24 protein-coding genes and 1 pseudogene are annotated in these 13,347 nt (G+C 65.6%); 24 read left to right on the forward strand and 1 reads right to left on the reverse strand.

Annotated features, from left to right (window positions below; translation table 11 throughout):
• Positions 1-16: 16 nt before the first annotated feature.
• From rplV to rplQ, 24 genes are all read left to right on the forward strand, one after another.
• Positions 17-364, forward strand: coding sequence for a 50S ribosomal protein L22 (rplV, locus tag ACZ4E1_RS38155; RefSeq protein ID WP_030359020.1), 348 nt, complete (start codon positions 17-19; stop codon positions 362-364).
• Entirely contained in the window at positions 364-1,200 is an 837-nt protein-coding gene (rpsC, locus tag ACZ4E1_RS38160; protein WP_161304258.1) for a 30S ribosomal protein S3, read from the forward strand. Before rplV ends, rpsC begins: the two co-directional genes overlap by 1 nt.
• Before the next feature lie 5 nt (positions 1,201-1,205).
• Positions 1,206-1,625 (forward strand): 50S ribosomal protein L16, encoded by a 420-nt coding sequence (gene rplP / locus ACZ4E1_RS38165; RefSeq protein ID WP_055553500.1) that lies wholly within the window; start codon positions 1,206-1,208, stop codon positions 1,623-1,625.
• Positions 1,625-1,849, forward strand: a complete 225-nt coding sequence (rpmC, locus tag ACZ4E1_RS38170; protein WP_059079052.1) for a 50S ribosomal protein L29 — start codon at positions 1,625-1,627, stop codon at positions 1,847-1,849. Before rplP ends, rpmC begins: the two co-directional genes overlap by 1 nt.
• On the forward strand, positions 1,849-2,133 hold the full coding sequence (gene rpsQ, locus ACZ4E1_RS38175; protein ID WP_111663851.1) for a 30S ribosomal protein S17: 285 nt from the start codon (positions 1,849-1,851) through the stop codon (positions 2,131-2,133). The genes rpmC and rpsQ overlap by 1 nt, the downstream gene beginning before the upstream one ends.
• Before the next feature lie 181 nt (positions 2,134-2,314).
• On the forward strand, positions 2,315-2,683 hold the full coding sequence (rplN, locus tag ACZ4E1_RS38180) for a 50S ribosomal protein L14 (RefSeq protein ID WP_003998823.1): 369 nt from the start codon (positions 2,315-2,317) through the stop codon (positions 2,681-2,683).
• A gap of 2 nt (positions 2,684-2,685) precedes the next feature.
• Positions 2,686-3,009 (forward strand): 50S ribosomal protein L24, encoded by a 324-nt coding sequence (gene rplX, locus ACZ4E1_RS38185; RefSeq protein ID WP_030685463.1) that lies wholly within the window; start codon positions 2,686-2,688, stop codon positions 3,007-3,009.
• A complete protein-coding gene (gene rplE / locus ACZ4E1_RS38190) occupies positions 3,009-3,566 on the forward strand; it encodes a 50S ribosomal protein L5 (RefSeq protein ID WP_161304257.1) in 558 nt (185 codons plus the stop codon). Before rplX ends, rplE begins: the two co-directional genes overlap by 1 nt.
• Before the next feature lie 5 nt (positions 3,567-3,571).
• On the forward strand, positions 3,572-3,757 hold the full coding sequence (locus tag ACZ4E1_RS38195; protein ID WP_003948630.1) for a type Z 30S ribosomal protein S14: 186 nt from the start codon (positions 3,572-3,574) through the stop codon (positions 3,755-3,757).
• A 208-nt stretch (positions 3,758-3,965) separates the two neighbouring features.
• Positions 3,966-4,364: a 30S ribosomal protein S8 gene (rpsH, locus tag ACZ4E1_RS38200; RefSeq protein WP_018528360.1), complete on the forward strand. Its 399-nt coding sequence runs from the start codon at positions 3,966-3,968 to the stop codon at positions 4,362-4,364.
• A gap of 25 nt (positions 4,365-4,389) precedes the next feature.
• Positions 4,390-4,929: a 50S ribosomal protein L6 gene (rplF, locus tag ACZ4E1_RS38205; RefSeq protein ID WP_188337377.1), complete on the forward strand. Its 540-nt coding sequence runs from the start codon at positions 4,390-4,392 to the stop codon at positions 4,927-4,929.
• A gap of 3 nt (positions 4,930-4,932) precedes the next feature.
• Positions 4,933-5,316 carry a 50S ribosomal protein L18 gene (gene rplR, locus ACZ4E1_RS38210; RefSeq protein WP_365570235.1) on the forward strand — a complete coding sequence of 128 codons (384 nt, stop codon included), beginning with the start codon at positions 4,933-4,935 and terminating at the stop codon, positions 5,314-5,316.
• Positions 5,317-5,357: 41 nt separating this feature from the next.
• Positions 5,358-5,963 (forward strand): 30S ribosomal protein S5, encoded by a 606-nt coding sequence (rpsE, locus tag ACZ4E1_RS38215; protein WP_016645168.1) that lies wholly within the window; start codon positions 5,358-5,360, stop codon positions 5,961-5,963.
• On the forward strand, positions 5,963-6,142 hold the full coding sequence (gene rpmD, locus ACZ4E1_RS38220) for a 50S ribosomal protein L30 (protein ID WP_052580766.1): 180 nt from the start codon (positions 5,963-5,965) through the stop codon (positions 6,140-6,142). Before rpsE ends, rpmD begins: the two co-directional genes overlap by 1 nt.
• 2 nt (positions 6,143-6,144) lie before the next feature.
• On the forward strand, positions 6,145-6,600 hold the full coding sequence (gene rplO / locus ACZ4E1_RS38225) for a 50S ribosomal protein L15 (protein ID WP_361545466.1): 456 nt from the start codon (positions 6,145-6,147) through the stop codon (positions 6,598-6,600).
• 235 nt (positions 6,601-6,835) lie between these two features.
• Positions 6,836-8,149 carry a preprotein translocase subunit SecY gene (secY, locus tag ACZ4E1_RS38230; RefSeq protein ID WP_467548300.1) on the forward strand — a complete coding sequence of 438 codons (1,314 nt, stop codon included), beginning with the start codon at positions 6,836-6,838 and terminating at the stop codon, positions 8,147-8,149.
• Entirely contained in the window at positions 8,149-8,796 is a 648-nt protein-coding gene (locus tag ACZ4E1_RS38235; protein WP_467548302.1) for an adenylate kinase, read from the forward strand. The genes secY and ACZ4E1_RS38235 overlap by 1 nt, the downstream gene beginning before the upstream one ends.
• A 114-nt stretch (positions 8,797-8,910) precedes the next feature.
• A complete protein-coding gene (map, locus tag ACZ4E1_RS38240) occupies positions 8,911-9,747 on the forward strand; it encodes a type I methionyl aminopeptidase (RefSeq protein ID WP_467548304.1) in 837 nt (278 codons plus the stop codon).
• Positions 9,748-9,932: 185 nt separating this feature from the next.
• Positions 9,933-10,154 carry a translation initiation factor IF-1 gene (gene infA / locus ACZ4E1_RS38245; protein ID WP_003948620.1) on the forward strand — a complete coding sequence of 74 codons (222 nt, stop codon included), beginning with the start codon at positions 9,933-9,935 and terminating at the stop codon, positions 10,152-10,154.
• Positions 10,155-10,213: 59 nt separating this feature from the next.
• The gene (gene rpmJ / locus ACZ4E1_RS38250) at positions 10,214-10,327 is read left to right on the forward strand and encodes a 50S ribosomal protein L36 (protein WP_003974245.1); all 114 of its coding nucleotides are present in this window, start codon (positions 10,214-10,216) and stop codon (positions 10,325-10,327) included.
• A gap of 214 nt (positions 10,328-10,541) precedes the next feature.
• Positions 10,542-10,922, forward strand: coding sequence for a 30S ribosomal protein S13 (gene rpsM / locus ACZ4E1_RS38255; RefSeq protein ID WP_467548306.1), 381 nt, complete (start codon positions 10,542-10,544; stop codon positions 10,920-10,922).
• Positions 10,923-10,988: 66 nt separating this feature from the next.
• Complete coding sequence (gene rpsK / locus ACZ4E1_RS38260; protein ID WP_003948617.1) at positions 10,989-11,393, forward strand: 30S ribosomal protein S11; 405 nt, start codon at positions 10,989-10,991, stop codon at positions 11,391-11,393.
• Positions 11,394-11,535: 142 nt separating this feature from the next.
• The gene (locus ACZ4E1_RS38265; protein WP_003966937.1) at positions 11,536-12,558 is read left to right on the forward strand and encodes a DNA-directed RNA polymerase subunit alpha; all 1,023 of its coding nucleotides are present in this window, start codon (positions 11,536-11,538) and stop codon (positions 12,556-12,558) included.
• A gap of 114 nt (positions 12,559-12,672) precedes the next feature.
• On the forward strand, positions 12,673-13,170 hold the full coding sequence (rplQ, locus tag ACZ4E1_RS38270) for a 50S ribosomal protein L17 (RefSeq protein ID WP_399130739.1): 498 nt from the start codon (positions 12,673-12,675) through the stop codon (positions 13,168-13,170).
• Positions 13,171-13,256: 86 nt separating this feature from the next.
• Here rplQ and ACZ4E1_RS38275 read toward each other — a convergent pair.
• Positions 13,257-13,347, reverse strand: a pseudogene (locus ACZ4E1_RS38275) (IS5/IS1182 family transposase); the annotation flags it as partial.

Genomic DNA, 13,347 nt, shown 5'->3' on the forward strand with positions numbered 1-13,347 from the left:
CACCGAAGGGACAACCATGGAAGCCAGGGCCCAGGCGCGGTACATCCGCGTCACGCCCATGAAGGCCCGCCGCGTGGTGGACCTCATCCGTGGCATGGATGCCACGGAGGCTCAGGCGGTCCTGCGTTTCGCCCCGCAGGCCGCGAGCGTGCCGGTCGGCAAGGTGCTGGACAGCGCCATTGCCAACGCCGCGCACAACTACGACCACACCGACGCTTCGTCGCTGTTCATCAGCGAAGCGTTCGTCGATGAGGGCCCGACCCTGAAGCGGTTCCGTCCGCGTGCCCAGGGCCGTGCCTACCGGATCCGCAAGCGGACCTCCCACATCACCGTGGTCGTCAGCAGCAAGGAAGGAACCCGGTAATGGGCCAGAAGGTAAACCCGCACGGGTTCCGGCTCGGTGTCACGACCGACTTCAAGTCGCGTTGGTACGCCGACAAGCTGTACAAGGACTACGTCAAGGAAGACGTCGCCATCCGTCGGATGATGACGTCCGGCATGGAGCGCGCCGGCATCTCGAAGGTTGAGATCGAGCGCACCCGTGACCGCGTGCGGGTGGACATCCACACCGCTCGTCCCGGCATCGTCATCGGCCGCCGTGGCGCCGAGGCCGACCGCATCCGCGGTGACCTCGAGAAGCTCACGGGCAAGCAGGTCCAGCTGAACATCCTCGAGGTCAAGAACCCCGAGACGGACGCTCAGCTCGTGGCCCAGGCCGTCGCGGAGCAGCTGTCCTCCCGCGTCTCCTTCCGTCGCGCCATGCGTAAGAGCATGCAGTCGGCGATGAAGGCGGGCGCCAAGGGCATCAAGATCCAGTGTGGCGGTCGTCTCGGCGGTGCCGAGATGTCCCGTTCGGAGTTCTACCGCGAGGGCCGCGTGCCCCTGCACACGCTCCGCGCCAACGTGGACTACGGCTTCTTCGAGGCCAAGACGACCTTCGGCCGCATCGGCGTGAAGGTCTGGATCTACAAGGGCGATGTCAAGAACATCGCCGAGGTCCGCGCCGAGAACGCCGCTGCCCGCGCCGGCAACCGCCCGGCCCGTGGTGGCAACGACCGCCCGGCCCGTGGTGGCCGTGGTGGCGAGCGTGGCGGTCGCGGTCGCAAGCCGCAGCAGCAGTCCGCGCCGGCTGCCGAGGCCCCCAAGGCCGACGCTCCCGCCGCCGCTCCCGCTGCTGAGAGCACCGGAACGGAGGCCTGACCGAAATGCTGATCCCCCGTAGGGTCAAGCACCGCAAGCAGCACCACCCGAAGCGCAGCGGTATGTCCAAGGGTGGCACGCAGGTTGCGTTCGGCGAGTACGGCATCCAGGCGCTCACCCCGGCCTATGTGACGAACCGTCAGATCGAGGCCGCTCGTATCGCCATGACCCGTCACATCAAGCGTGGCGGCAAGGTCTGGATCAACATCTACCCGGACCGTCCCCTCACCAAGAAGCCTGCCGAGACCCGCATGGGTTCCGGTAAGGGTTCGCCGGAGTGGTGGATCGCCAACGTCAAGCCCGGGCGTGTGATGTTCGAGCTGTCGTACCCCAACGAGAAGATCGCGCGTGAAGCTCTGACTCGTGCGGCCCACAAGCTGCCGATGAAGTGCAAGATCGTTAAGCGCGAAGCAGGTGAGGCGTGATGTCGGCCGGGACCAAGGCGTCCGAGCTGCGCGAGCTGGGCAACGAGGAGCTTCTCAACAAGCTCCGCGAGGCCAAGGAAGAGCTGTTCAACCTCCGCTTCCAGGCGGCGACCGGTCAGCTCGAGAACCACGGCCGGCTCAAGGCCGTCCGCAAGGACATCGCGCGGATCTACACCCTCATGCGTGAGCGCGAGCTGGGCATCGAGACGGTGGAGAACGCCTGATGAGCGAGAAGACTGTGACTGAAGAGACCGCCGCCCGCGGCTTCCGCAAGACCCGTGAGGGTCTTGTCGTCAGCGACAAGATGGACAAGACCGTCGTCGTCGCTGTCGAGGACCGCGTCAAGCACGCCCTGTACGGCAAGGTCATCCGCCGTACGAACAAGCTCAAGGCGCACGACGAGCAGAACGCCGCGGGTGTCGGCGACCGTGTCCTCCTCATGGAGACCCGGCCGCTGTCCGCGACGAAGCGCTGGCGCGTCGTCGAGATCCTGGAGAAGGCGAAGTAATCAAGCGGGAGCACTCGCTCCCGCTGCCCCTCGCCCCGTCCGTTTCTTTCGGGGCGCGGGTCTTCCACCAGGACAGTAAGTAATTCCTGCGGGCAACCCCGCAGGACAGTTCCGCCAGGCTCGGTGGGGGATTCCTCCGGGAAGCCCCCACCGGGAACCGGCAGACGATCAGGAGATAGACGTGATCCAGCAGGAGTCGCGACTTCGCGTCGCCGACAACACTGGTGCCAAGGAGATCCTTTGCATCCGTGTTCTCGGTGGCTCGGGTCGCCGCTACGCGGGCATCGGTGACGTCATCGTCGCCACCGTCAAGGACGCGATCCCCGGCGGCAACGTGAAGAAGGGTGACGTCGTCAAGGCCGTCATCGTTCGCACCGTCAAGGAGCGCCGCCGTCCGGACGGCTCGTACATCCGCTTCGACGAGAACGCCGCCGTCATTCTGAAGAACGACGGCGACCCTCGCGGCACCCGTATCTTCGGCCCCGTGGGCCGTGAGCTGCGCGAGAAGAAGTTCATGAAGATCATCTCGCTCGCGCCGGAGGTGCTGTAAGCATGAAGATCAAGAAGGGCGACCTGGTTCAGGTCATCACCGGTAAGGACAAGGGCAAGCAGGGCAAGGTCATTGCCGCTTACCCGCGCGAGGAGCGCGTCCTGGTCGAGGGTGTCAACCGGGTCAAGAAGCACACCAAGGCCGGTCCCACGGCTTCCGGCTCGCAGGCCGGCGGCATCGTGACCACCGAGGCGCCGGTGCACGTCTCCAACGTCCAGCTGGTCGTTGAGAAGGACGGCAACAAGGTCGTCACGCGTGTCGGCTACCGCTTCGACGACGAGGGCAACAAGATCCGCGTTGCCAAGCGGACGGGTGAGGACATCTGATGACGACCACCACCAATCCGCGTCTGAAGCAGAAGTACCGCGACGAGATCAAGGGCAAGCTGCAGGAGGAGTTCTCGTACGAGAACGTCATGCAGATCCCCGGTCTGGTCAAGATCGTGGTCAACATGGGTGTGGGTGACGCCGCGCGTGACTCGAAGCTCATGGACGGTGCTGTCCGCGACCTGACCACCATCACGGGTCAGAAGCCGGCCATCACCAAGGCCCGCAAGTCCATCGCGCAGTTCAAGCTGCGCGAGGGCCAGCCGATCGGCGCCCACGTCACGCTTCGTGGCGACCGCATGTGGGAGTTCCTGGACCGCACCCTGTCGCTCGCGCTTCCGCGCATCCGCGACTTCCGTGGTCTGTCCCCCAAGCAGTTCGACGGCCGTGGCAACTACACCTTCGGTCTCACCGAGCAGGTCATGTTCCACGAGATCGACCAGGACAAGATCGACCGCGTCCGGGGTATGGACATCACCGTGGTCACCACGGCGACCAACGACGCTGAGGGCCGCGCGCTCCTTCGTCACCTCGGCTTCCCGTTCAAGGAGGCGTAAGCGAGATGGCGAAGAAGGCTCTTATTGCCAAGGCTGCTCGTAAGCCCAAGTTCGGTGTGCGTGGCTACACCCGCTGCCAGCGTTGTGGCCGCCCGCACTCCGTGTACCGCAAGTTCGGCCTGTGCCGCGTGTGCCTTCGTGAGATGGCTCACCGTGGCGAGCTGCCGGGCGTGACCAAGAGCTCCTGGTAATCCCCTAGTTGGGATTGTCTGGATCTCTCGGTAAGTAGAAGGTCGGCAGAGCGCCGGCTCCGCATGGCTTAGGCTTGTGGGGTTGGGCTCTGTCGCCCTGACCGACTTACTACGCCGTAGGTCCCCGCGCCGCACCCGTCCCGCCCCTGTGTGGGGAGAGGGATGGCGCATACAGGAAACCCCGGCGAGAGAGGCCGAAGGCCAATTCATGACCATGACTGATCCGATCGCGGACATGCTGACGCGTCTGCGTAACGCGAACTCGGCGTACCACGACACCGTGGCTATGCCGCACAGCAAGATCAAGTCGCACATCGCCGAGATCCTCCAGCAGGAGGGTTTCATCACCGGCTGGAAGGTCGAGGACGCCGAGGTCGGCAAGAACCTCGTCCTCGAGCTGAAGTTCGGCCCGAACCGTGAGCGTTCGATCGCCGGCATCAAGCGCATCTCCAAGCCGGGTCTGCGCGTTTACGCGAAGTCCACCAACCTGCCGAAGGTCCTCGGTGGCCTGGGCGTGGCGATCATCTCCACGTCGCACGGTCTCCTGACCGGCCAGCAGGCAGGCAAGAAGGGCGTGGGTGGGGAAGTCCTCGCCTACGTCTGGTAGCGGAAGGGAACAGGAGGAAACAGCTATGTCGCGTATTGGCAAGCTCCCCATCACGGTTCCCGCCGGCGTGGACGTCACCATCGACGGCCAGACGGTCACGGTCAAGGGCTCCAAGGGCACCCTGACTCACACCGTCGTGGCGCCGATCGAGATCGCCAAGGGTGAGGACGGCGTTCTGAACGTCACCCGCCCGAACGACGAGCGTCAGAACAAGGCCCTGCACGGCCTGTCCCGCACGCTGGTGGCGAACATGATCACCGGCGTGACCCAGGGTTACGTGAAGAAGCTCGAGATCAGCGGTGTCGGTTACCGCGTCCTGGCGAAGGGCTCCAACCTGGAGTTCTCGCTCGGCTACAGCCACACGATCCTGATCGAGGCGCCCGAGGGCATCTCCTTCAAGGTCGAGTCGCCGACCAAGTTCTCGGTCGAGGGCATCGACAAGCAGAAGGTCGGCGAGGTTGCGGCCAACATCCGCAAGCTGCGCAAGCCCGACCCGTACAAGGCCAAGGGCGTCAAGTACGAAGGCGAAGTCATCCGCCGCAAGGTCGGAAAGGCGGGTAAGTAAGCCATGGCATACGGTCAGAAGATTGCTAAGGGCGACGCTTACAAGCGTGCTGCCATCAAGCGGCGTCACATCCGTATCCGTAAGCACATCTCGGGTACGGCTGAGCGTCCGCGCCTGGTCGTGACGCGCTCGAACCGCAACATCGTCGCGCAGGTCATCGACGACGTGAAGGGTCACACCCTCGCGTCGGCGTCGACCCTGGACGCTTCGATCCGTGGCGGCGAGGGCGACAAGTCCACGCAGGCCAAGTCGGTCGGAGCCCTGGTCGCCGAGCGCGCCAAGGCCGCCGGTGTCGAGGCCGTCGTGTTCGACCGTGGTGGTAACCAGTACGCCGGGCGCATCGCCGCCCTGGCGGACGCCGCCCGCGAAGCCGGACTGAAGTTCTGATCCGGTTCCGTAGCTAGCGGAAACAGAGAGAGGTAATTCCAATGGCTGGACCCCAGCGCCGCGGTGGCGGTGCCGGTGGCGGCGAGCGGCGGGACCGGAAGGGTCGCGACGGTGGCGCTGCTGCCGCCGAGAAGACCGCGTACGTTGAGCGCGTTGTCGCGATCAACCGCGTCGCCAAGGTTGTGAAGGGTGGTCGTCGCTTCAGCTTCACCGCGCTGGTCGTGGTGGGCGATGGTGACGGCACCGTCGGTGTCGGTTACGGCAAGGCCAAGGAGGTGCCGGCCGCCATCGCCAAGGGTGTTGAGGAGGCCAAGAAGCACTTCTTCAAGGTCCCCCGTATCCAGGGCACCATCCCCCACCCGATCCAGGGTGAGAAGGCTGCCGGCGTCGTGCTGCTCAAGCCCGCGTCCCCGGGTACCGGTGTTATCGCCGGTGGTCCGGTGCGCGCCGTGCTCGAGTGCGCCGGCGTTCACGACATCCTGTCGAAGTCCCTGGGCTCCGACAACGCGATCAACATCGTGCACGCGACCGTGGCGGCCCTCAAGGGCCTGCAGCGTCCCGAGGAGATCGCGGCTCGCCGTGGTCTGCCCCTCGAGGACGTCGCTCCCGCGGCTCTTCTCCGTGCGCGTGCCGGGGCTGGTGCGTAATGGCGCAGCTCAAGATCACGCAGGTGAAGTCGTACATCGGCAGCAAGCAGAACCACCGTGACACCCTGCGCTCCCTTGGTCTCAAGGGCATCAACACGCAGGTCGTCAAGGAGGACCGCCCCGAGTTCCGCGGCATGGTGCACACCGTCCGCCACCTCGTGACGGTTGAGGAGGTCTGATCATGGCGGAGAACAACCCGCTGAAGATCCACAACCTCCGTCCGGCCCCCGGCGCCAAGACCGCCAAGACCCGTGTCGGTCGTGGTGAGGCGTCGAAGGGTAAGACGGCCGGTCGTGGTACCAAGGGCACGAAGGCCCGTTACCAGGTTCCGGAGCGCTTCGAGGGTGGCCAGATGCCCCTCCACATGCGCCTTCCGAAGCTCAAGGGCTTCCGGAACCCCTTCAAGGTCGAGTTCCAGGTCGTGAACCTGGACAAGCTCGCCTCGCTGTACCCCGAGGGTGGCGAAGTCACCGTCGAGGGTCTGGTGGAGAAGGGTGCTGTCCGCAAGAACAGCCTCGTCAAGGTCCTGGGCCAGGGCGAGATCTCCGTGGCGCTGCAGGTGACGGTCGACGCCGTCTCCGGCTCCGCCAAGGAGAAGATCACCGCCGCCGGCGGTACGGTCACCGAGCTCGTCTGAACCCAGACACCGTCTCGATGACATGAACGATCCCGACCGGGGATACCCCACAAAAGGGGTATCCCCGGTTGGTCGTTCCTAGGGGGGCAGGTACGCCGGTAAGGTGGCCACCGCTGCTGATTTCCGGGTTGTTGTGTGCCCCCGGCACCAATCCCGGCCCTCGGCCGTTACGTATTCGTCGAATCCTCAAGACCGTCACCTCTGACGCACGCGCGCGGGGGTCGCAGGAGGCACCGTGCTCACCGCGTTCGCCCGGGCGTTCAAGACGCCCGACCTGCGCAAGAAGCTGCTCTTCACGTTGGGCATCGTCGTGATCTACCGGCTCGGGGCGCACATCCCCATCCCCGGTGTGGATTACTCGAACGTCCAGACGTGTATGGACGTGGCCAATTCCAGCACCGGCCTGTTCGGTCTGGTCAACATGTTCAGCGGCGGCGCCCTGCTGCAGATCACGGTCTTCGCGCTGGGCATCATGCCGTACATCACCGCGAGCATCATTCTGCAGCTGCTCACCGTCGTGATCCCGCGCCTGGAAGCCCTCAAGAAGGAGGGCCAGGCGGGTACGGCCAAGATCACCCAGTACACCCGTTATCTGACGGTGGCGCTCGCCATCCTCCAGGGCACCGGCCTCGTCGCCACGGCCCGCACCGGCGCGCTCTTCCAGGGCTGCCCGGTCGCCAGCCAGATCGTGCCCGACCAGTCGATCTTCATCACCATCACGATGGTCATCACGATGACCGCCGGCACCTGCGTGATGATGTGGCTCGGCGAGCTCATCACCGACCGCGGCATCGGCAACGGCATGTCGATCCTGATGTTCATCTCGATCGCCGCCACCTTCCCGTCCGCGCTGTGGGCCATCAAGCAGCAGGGCTCCCTGGCCGACGGCTGGATCGAGTTCAGCACGGTCATCCTCGTCGGCCTGGTCATGGTCGGCCTGGTGGTCTTCGTCGAGCAGGCCCAGCGCCGCATCCCGGTGCAGTACGCGAAGCGGATGATCGGCCGCCGCTCCTACGGCGGTACGTCCACTTACATCCCGTTGAAGGTGAACCAGGCGGGTGTGATCCCTGTCATCTTCGCGTCGTCGCTGCTCTACATCCCGGCGCTCGTCGCGCAGTTCGCGGGCGGTGACTCGTCGTGGAAGGTGTGGATCGACGACCACCTGACCAAGGGAAATCACCCGATCTACATCGTTACGTACTTCCTGTTGATCGTGTTCTTCGCCTTCTTCTACGTGGCGATCTCGTTCAACCCCGAGGAAGTCGCGGACAACATGAAGAAGTATGGTGGCTTCATCCCGGGCATCCGGGCTGGCCGACCGACCGCTGAGTATCTCTCGTACGTGCTCAATCGGATCACCTGGCCGGGCTCGCTGTACTTGGGTCTGATCGCTCTTGTACCGACGATGGCGTTGGTTGGTTTCGGGGCAAACCAGAACTTCCCGTTCGGCGGCACCAGCATCCTGATCATCGTGGGTGTTGGTCTGGAAACGGTGAAGCAGATCGAGAGCCAGCTCCAGCAGCGCAATTACGAAGGGTTCCTCCGCTGATGCGAATCGTCCTCGTCGGGCCGCCTGGTGCAGGCAAGGGAACGCAGGCCGCGTTCCTTGCCAAGAACCTGTCGATCCCGCACATCTCCACGGGCGACCTCTTCCGTGCCAACATCAGCCAGGGCACGGAGCTGGGCAAGAAGGCCAAGTCCTACATGGACGCCGGTCAGCTCGTCCCGGACGAGGTCACCATCGGGATGGCCAAGGACCGCATGGAGCAGCCGGACGCCGTCAACGGCTTCCTGCTCGACGGCTTCCCGCGCAACGTCTCGCAGGCCGAGGCGCTCGACGTCGCCCTGCAGGCCGACGACGTGAAGCTGGACGCGGTCCTGGACCTCGAGGTCCCCGAGGACGAGGTGGTCAAGCGCATCGCCGGCCGCCGCATCTGCCGCAACGACTCGGCGCACGTGTTCCACGTCGAGTACAAGCAGCCCAAGACCGAGGGCGTCTGTGACGTCTGCGGTGGCGAGCTGTACCAGCGTGACGACGACCAGGAAGAGACCGTGCGCAAGCGGCTCGAGGTCTACCACACGCAGACCGAGCCGATCATCGGCTACTACCAGACGCAGGGGCTCGTGAAGACGATCTCCGCGCTGGGCAAGGTGGAAGAGGTCACGGCGAAGGCCATGGAGGCCCTCGGTCGCTGACCGGTTCCGTCCGGCACATCGCTTCACTCAGGCCGCGGTTCCCTTTCGAGGGGGCCGCGGCCTTAGTGTTGGTGGGTACTCCTTTTACCGGTATGACGGAGAGCGCAGGCCCCCATGGTGCAGATCAAGACCCCCGAGCAGATTCGCAAGATGCGGGAGGCGGGGCTTGTCGTCGCGGCGATCCATGCCGCGACCCGGGAGGCGGCCGTACCGGGCGCGACGACGCGGGATCTCGACGAGGTCGCCCGCAAGGTGATCGCGGAGCACGGCGCGAAGTCGAACTTCCTCGGGTACGGGGGCTTCCCCGCGACGATCTGCACCTCGAAGAACGAGGTCGTCGTCCACGGCATCCCGAGCGAGAGCGTCGTCCTGGAGGACGGCGACATCATCTCCATCGACTGCGGCGCCATCGTCGACGGCTGGCACGGGGACGCCGCGTACACCGCGTTCGTGGGCTCCGGTCACGCTCCGGAGCTGATCGAGCTCTCCCGGGTGACCGAGGAGTCGATGTGGGCCGGTATCGCCGCGATGAAGGCCGGCAACCGGCTGGTGGACATCTCCCGCGCCATCGAGACGTACATCCGCCGCCAGCCGAAGCCGGGCGGCGGCAAGTACGGGATCGTCGAGGACTACGGCGGCCACGGCATCGGCACCGAGATGCACATGGACCCGCACCTGCTGAACTACGTCGAGCGCCGCCGCGGCAAGGGCCCGAAGCTGGCCCCCGGCTTCTGCCTCGCCATCGAGCCGATGGTCTCCCTCGGCACCCCGAAGACCGAGGTCCTCGAGGACGACTGGACGGTCATCACGACGGACGGCACCTGGTCCTCGCACTGGGAGCACTCGGTCGCCCTGACCGAGGAGGGCCCTCTGGTCCTGACCTCGCCCGACGGTGGCAAGGCGAAGCTGGCGGAGATGGGTGTGACGGCGGCGCCGGATCCGCTGGCCTGATGCTCTGTGCCGATCCCCGGCGCCGGAGGCTTAGTGATCTCTGTGGTAGGGCAGAATTCCTGGATTCGTCTTTCCGGGGGTACTGACGTAGACTGACTCGTCGGCTCTCGTGTATGCGCATGTCCGCACGTCGGACAGCGCAAGACACGGAAGTCGATCAAGGTAGTCGATTCGAAGGGCGAAGCGTGGCCAAGAAGCAAGGTGCCATCGAGATCGAGGGCACTGTCGTCGAGTCTCTGCCGAACGCCATGTTCAAGGTCGAGCTCCAGAACGGCCACCAGGTCCTGGCACACATCAGCGGCAAGATGCGCATGCACTACATCCGCATCCTCCCTGACGACCGGGTCGTGGTGGAGCTGTCTCCGTACGACCTCACGCGTGGCCGGATCGTCTACCGGTACAAGTAGATCTTGCCTGAGCCCCGCACTCTGCGGGCCGCCGGCAACTGACCCGGAGAACCTCACCCATGAAGGTCAAGCCGAGCGTCAAGAAGATCTGCGACAAGTGCAGGGTGATCCGCCGTCACGGCCGGGTCATGGTGATCTGCGACAACCCGCGCCACAAGCAGCGCCAGGGCTGACGTAGACCCGTTCACTGCAGTTCGTTCGTAGATCTCGCGCGACGCAGCACATTCAGTAAATATGCAGGGCCCGCCGGCGATGAGTCCGTCTCGTCGTGGCGACACCTTCGGTCGGAGGCCGAGGACCCAGCTCGTACCAAATCTTTGAGCTCAAAGAGGACGGCGGCTGGGAGTGGTTCTGCTGCAGACCTCCGAGTATCAACAGGAGCCTTGAATGGCACGCCTTGAAGGTGTTGACCTCCCGCGCGACAAGCGCGTCGAGGTTGCCCTCACCTACGTGTTCGGCATCGGGCGTACGCGCGCCCAGCAGACGCTGGACGCCACCGGTGTGGACCGCAACATCCGTGTTCGCGACCTGAGCGAGGAAGACCTCGTCAAGATCCGCGAGTACGTGGACCAGAACTACCAGACCGAGGGTGACCTCCGTCGCGAGATCCAGGCCGACATCCGCCGCAAGGTCGAGATCGGCTGCTACCAGGGTCTGCGCCACCGTCGTGGTCTGCCGGTCCGCGGTCAGCGCACCAGCACGAACGCCCGCACCCGCAAGGGCCCGCGTCGCGCCATCGCCGGTAAGAAGAAGCCGGGCAAGAAGTAGTCCTCAGCGGACGCTTGACCAAGCGGTCTTCGCTGTAGGACCGACCACCTCCCGTAGGAGATATAGATGCCCCCCAAGGGTCGTCAGGGCGCTGCCAAGAAGGTGCGCCGCAAGGAAAAGAAGAACGTCGCTCACGGCCACGCGCACATCAAGAGCACGTTCAACAACACGATCGTGTCCATCACGGACCCGACCGGCAACGTGATCTCGTGGGCCTCCGCCGGCCACGTCGGCTTCAAGGGTTCGCGTAAGTCGACCCCGTTCGCCGCGCAGATGGCCGCCGAGTCGGCCGCGCGTCGCGCGCAGGAGCACGGCATGCGCAAGGTCGACGTGTTCGTCAAGGGTCCCGGCTCCGGCCGTGAGACCGCGATCCGCTCCCTCCAGGCCACGGGCCTCGAGGTCGGTTCGATCCAGGACGTGACGCCCACGCCGCACAACGGCTGCCGTCCGCCCAAGCGTCGCCGCGTCTGACCTCGGTCAGCAGCGCAGGCCGCTTGGTCTGAGGTTTCCGGGCGGTACGGCTCTCGTCTCCTGACGAGGCCGTGCCGCCCGTACCATTGCAGTACGAGTCGGGCATCAAATAGTGGGTGCCCATGACTGAAGGATTCACAGCATGCTGATTGCTCAGCGTCCCTCGCTGACCGAAGAGGTCGTCGACGAGTTCCGCTCCCGGTTCGTGATCGAGCCGCTGGAGCCGGGCTTCGGCTACACCCTCGGCAACTCCCTCCGCCGCACGCTCCTCTCGTCGATCCCCGGCGCTGCTGTCACCAGCATCCGCATCGACGGTGTCCTGCACGAGTTCACCACCGTGCCGGGCGTCAAGGAGGACGTCACCGACCTGATCCTCAACATCAAGCAGCTGGTCGTCTCCTCGGAGCACGACGAGCCGGTCGTGATGTACCTGCGCAAGCAGGGCCCGGGTCTGGTCACCGCCGCCGACATCGCGCCCCCGGCCGGTGTCGAGGTGCACAACCCCGACCTCGTCCTCGCCACGCTGAACGGCAAGGGCAAGCTGGAGATGGAGCTGACCGTCGAGCGCGGTCGCGGCTACGTCTCCGCCGTGCAGAACAAGCAGGTCGGTCAGGAGATCGGGCGCATCCCGGTCGACTCGATCTACTCGCCGGTTCTCAAGGTCACGTACAAGGTCGAGGCCACGCGTGTCGAGCAGCGCACCGACTTCGACAAGCTGATCGTCGACGTCGAGACCAAGCAGGCCATGCGCCCGCGTGACGCCATGGCGTCCGCAGGTAAGACCCTGGTCGAGCTGTTCGGTCTCGCCCGCGAGCTGAACATCGACGCCGAGGGCATCGACATGGGCCCGTCCCCCACGGACGCCGCCCTGGCCGCCGACCTGGCGCTGCCGATCGAGGAGCTCGAGCTCACCGTTCGGTCGTACAACTGCCTCAAGCGCGAGGGCATCCACTCCGTGGGTGAGCTCGTCGCCCGCTCCGAGGCGGACCTGCTCGACATCCGCAACTTCGGTGCGAAGTCGATCGACGAGGTCAAGGCCAAGCTCGCCGGCATGGGCCTCGCGCTCAAGGACTCGCCCCCCGGGTTCGACCCGACCGCCGCCGCGGACGCCTTCGGCGCCGACGACGACGCGGACGCGGGCTTCGTGGAGACCGAGCAGTACTGATCGGTCCCGCTTTCCGGGGGACGCTCGCGTCCCCCGGATCTCCGACAGGCGGCCGCCTGCTCGGACACTGACTCCGGTACCTGATACGGCCGGGGCAGACACCTAGGAGAAATCATGCCGAAGCCCGCCAAGGGTGCCCGTCTGGGCGGCAGCGCCGCGCACGAGAAGCTCCTCCTCGCGAACCTCGCGAAGAGCCTCTTCGAGCACGGCAAGATCACGACGACCGAGGCCAAGGCCCGTCGTCTGCGCCCGTACGCGGAGCGTCTGGTCACCAAGGCGAAGAAGGGCGACCTTCACAACCGCCGTCAGGTGCTCACGGTCATCACGGACAAGAGCGTCGTCCACACGCTCTTCACCGAGATCGCCCCGCGCTACGAGAACCGTCCGGGTGGTTACACCCGTATCACCAAGATCGGTAACCGTCGTGGCGACAACGCGCCCATGGCTGTCATCGAGCTGGTCGAGGCCCTGACGGTCGCGCAGCAGGCCACTGGTGAGGCCGAGGCCGCCACCAAGCGTGCCGCCAAGGACGCCGAGGCTGCCGCTCCGGCCGCCGAGGTCGTCGAGGACGCCAAGCCGGCCGAGGCCGCCGAGGAGTCCAAGGACGCCTGATCGCGTTTCTTGATGTGAAGCGGGCCCGTCCCCGGATCTCCGGGGCGGGCCCGCTTTGCGTGCGGCCCTAGGCCGTGTCCGGAAAGTCATGGGAGCCAGAGCCGGAGGCAGGCGAGGGTGACCATGGCTTGGTAGTGGGCGGCTCGTTTGTCGTAGCGGGTGGCCAGGGCCCGGTTC

The organism is Streptomyces sp. NPDC025806 (assembly GCF_055558275.1).

Excerpts from the sequence above, each read along its gene's own strand:
- rplV (WP_030359020.1), top strand. The coding sequence starts at position 17 with ATGGAAGCCAGGGCCCAGGCGCGGTACATCCGCGTCACGCCCATGAAG.
- rpsC (WP_161304258.1), top strand. The coding sequence starts at position 364 with ATGGGCCAGAAGGTAAACCCGCACGGGTTCCGGCTCGGTGTCACGACC.
- rplP (WP_055553500.1), top strand. The coding sequence starts at position 1,206 with ATGCTGATCCCCCGTAGGGTCAAGCACCGCAAGCAGCACCACCCGAAG.
- rpmC (WP_059079052.1), top strand. The coding sequence starts at position 1,625 with ATGTCGGCCGGGACCAAGGCGTCCGAGCTGCGCGAGCTGGGCAACGAG.
- rpsQ (WP_111663851.1), top strand. The coding sequence starts at position 1,849 with ATGAGCGAGAAGACTGTGACTGAAGAGACCGCCGCCCGCGGCTTCCGC.
- rplX (WP_030685463.1), top strand. The coding sequence starts at position 2,686 with ATGAAGATCAAGAAGGGCGACCTGGTTCAGGTCATCACCGGTAAGGAC.
- rplE (WP_161304257.1), top strand. The coding sequence starts at position 3,009 with ATGACGACCACCACCAATCCGCGTCTGAAGCAGAAGTACCGCGACGAG.
- ACZ4E1_RS38195 (WP_003948630.1), top strand. The coding sequence starts at position 3,572 with ATGGCGAAGAAGGCTCTTATTGCCAAGGCTGCTCGTAAGCCCAAGTTC.
- rpsH (WP_018528360.1), top strand. The coding sequence starts at position 3,966 with ATGACCATGACTGATCCGATCGCGGACATGCTGACGCGTCTGCGTAAC.
- rplF (WP_188337377.1), top strand. The coding sequence starts at position 4,390 with ATGTCGCGTATTGGCAAGCTCCCCATCACGGTTCCCGCCGGCGTGGAC.
- rplR (WP_365570235.1), top strand. The coding sequence starts at position 4,933 with ATGGCATACGGTCAGAAGATTGCTAAGGGCGACGCTTACAAGCGTGCT.
- rpsE (WP_016645168.1), top strand. The coding sequence starts at position 5,358 with ATGGCTGGACCCCAGCGCCGCGGTGGCGGTGCCGGTGGCGGCGAGCGG.
- rpmD (WP_052580766.1), top strand. The coding sequence starts at position 5,963 with ATGGCGCAGCTCAAGATCACGCAGGTGAAGTCGTACATCGGCAGCAAG.
- rplO (WP_361545466.1), top strand. The coding sequence starts at position 6,145 with ATGGCGGAGAACAACCCGCTGAAGATCCACAACCTCCGTCCGGCCCCC.
- ACZ4E1_RS38235 (WP_467548302.1), top strand. The coding sequence starts at position 8,149 with ATGCGAATCGTCCTCGTCGGGCCGCCTGGTGCAGGCAAGGGAACGCAG.
- map (WP_467548304.1), top strand. The coding sequence starts at position 8,911 with ATGGTGCAGATCAAGACCCCCGAGCAGATTCGCAAGATGCGGGAGGCG.
- rpmJ (WP_003974245.1), top strand. The coding sequence starts at position 10,214 with ATGAAGGTCAAGCCGAGCGTCAAGAAGATCTGCGACAAGTGCAGGGTG.
- rpsM (WP_467548306.1), top strand. The coding sequence starts at position 10,542 with ATGGCACGCCTTGAAGGTGTTGACCTCCCGCGCGACAAGCGCGTCGAG.
- rpsK (WP_003948617.1), top strand. The coding sequence starts at position 10,989 with ATGCCCCCCAAGGGTCGTCAGGGCGCTGCCAAGAAGGTGCGCCGCAAG.
- ACZ4E1_RS38265 (WP_003966937.1), top strand. The coding sequence starts at position 11,536 with ATGCTGATTGCTCAGCGTCCCTCGCTGACCGAAGAGGTCGTCGACGAG.
- rplQ (WP_399130739.1), top strand. The coding sequence starts at position 12,673 with ATGCCGAAGCCCGCCAAGGGTGCCCGTCTGGGCGGCAGCGCCGCGCAC.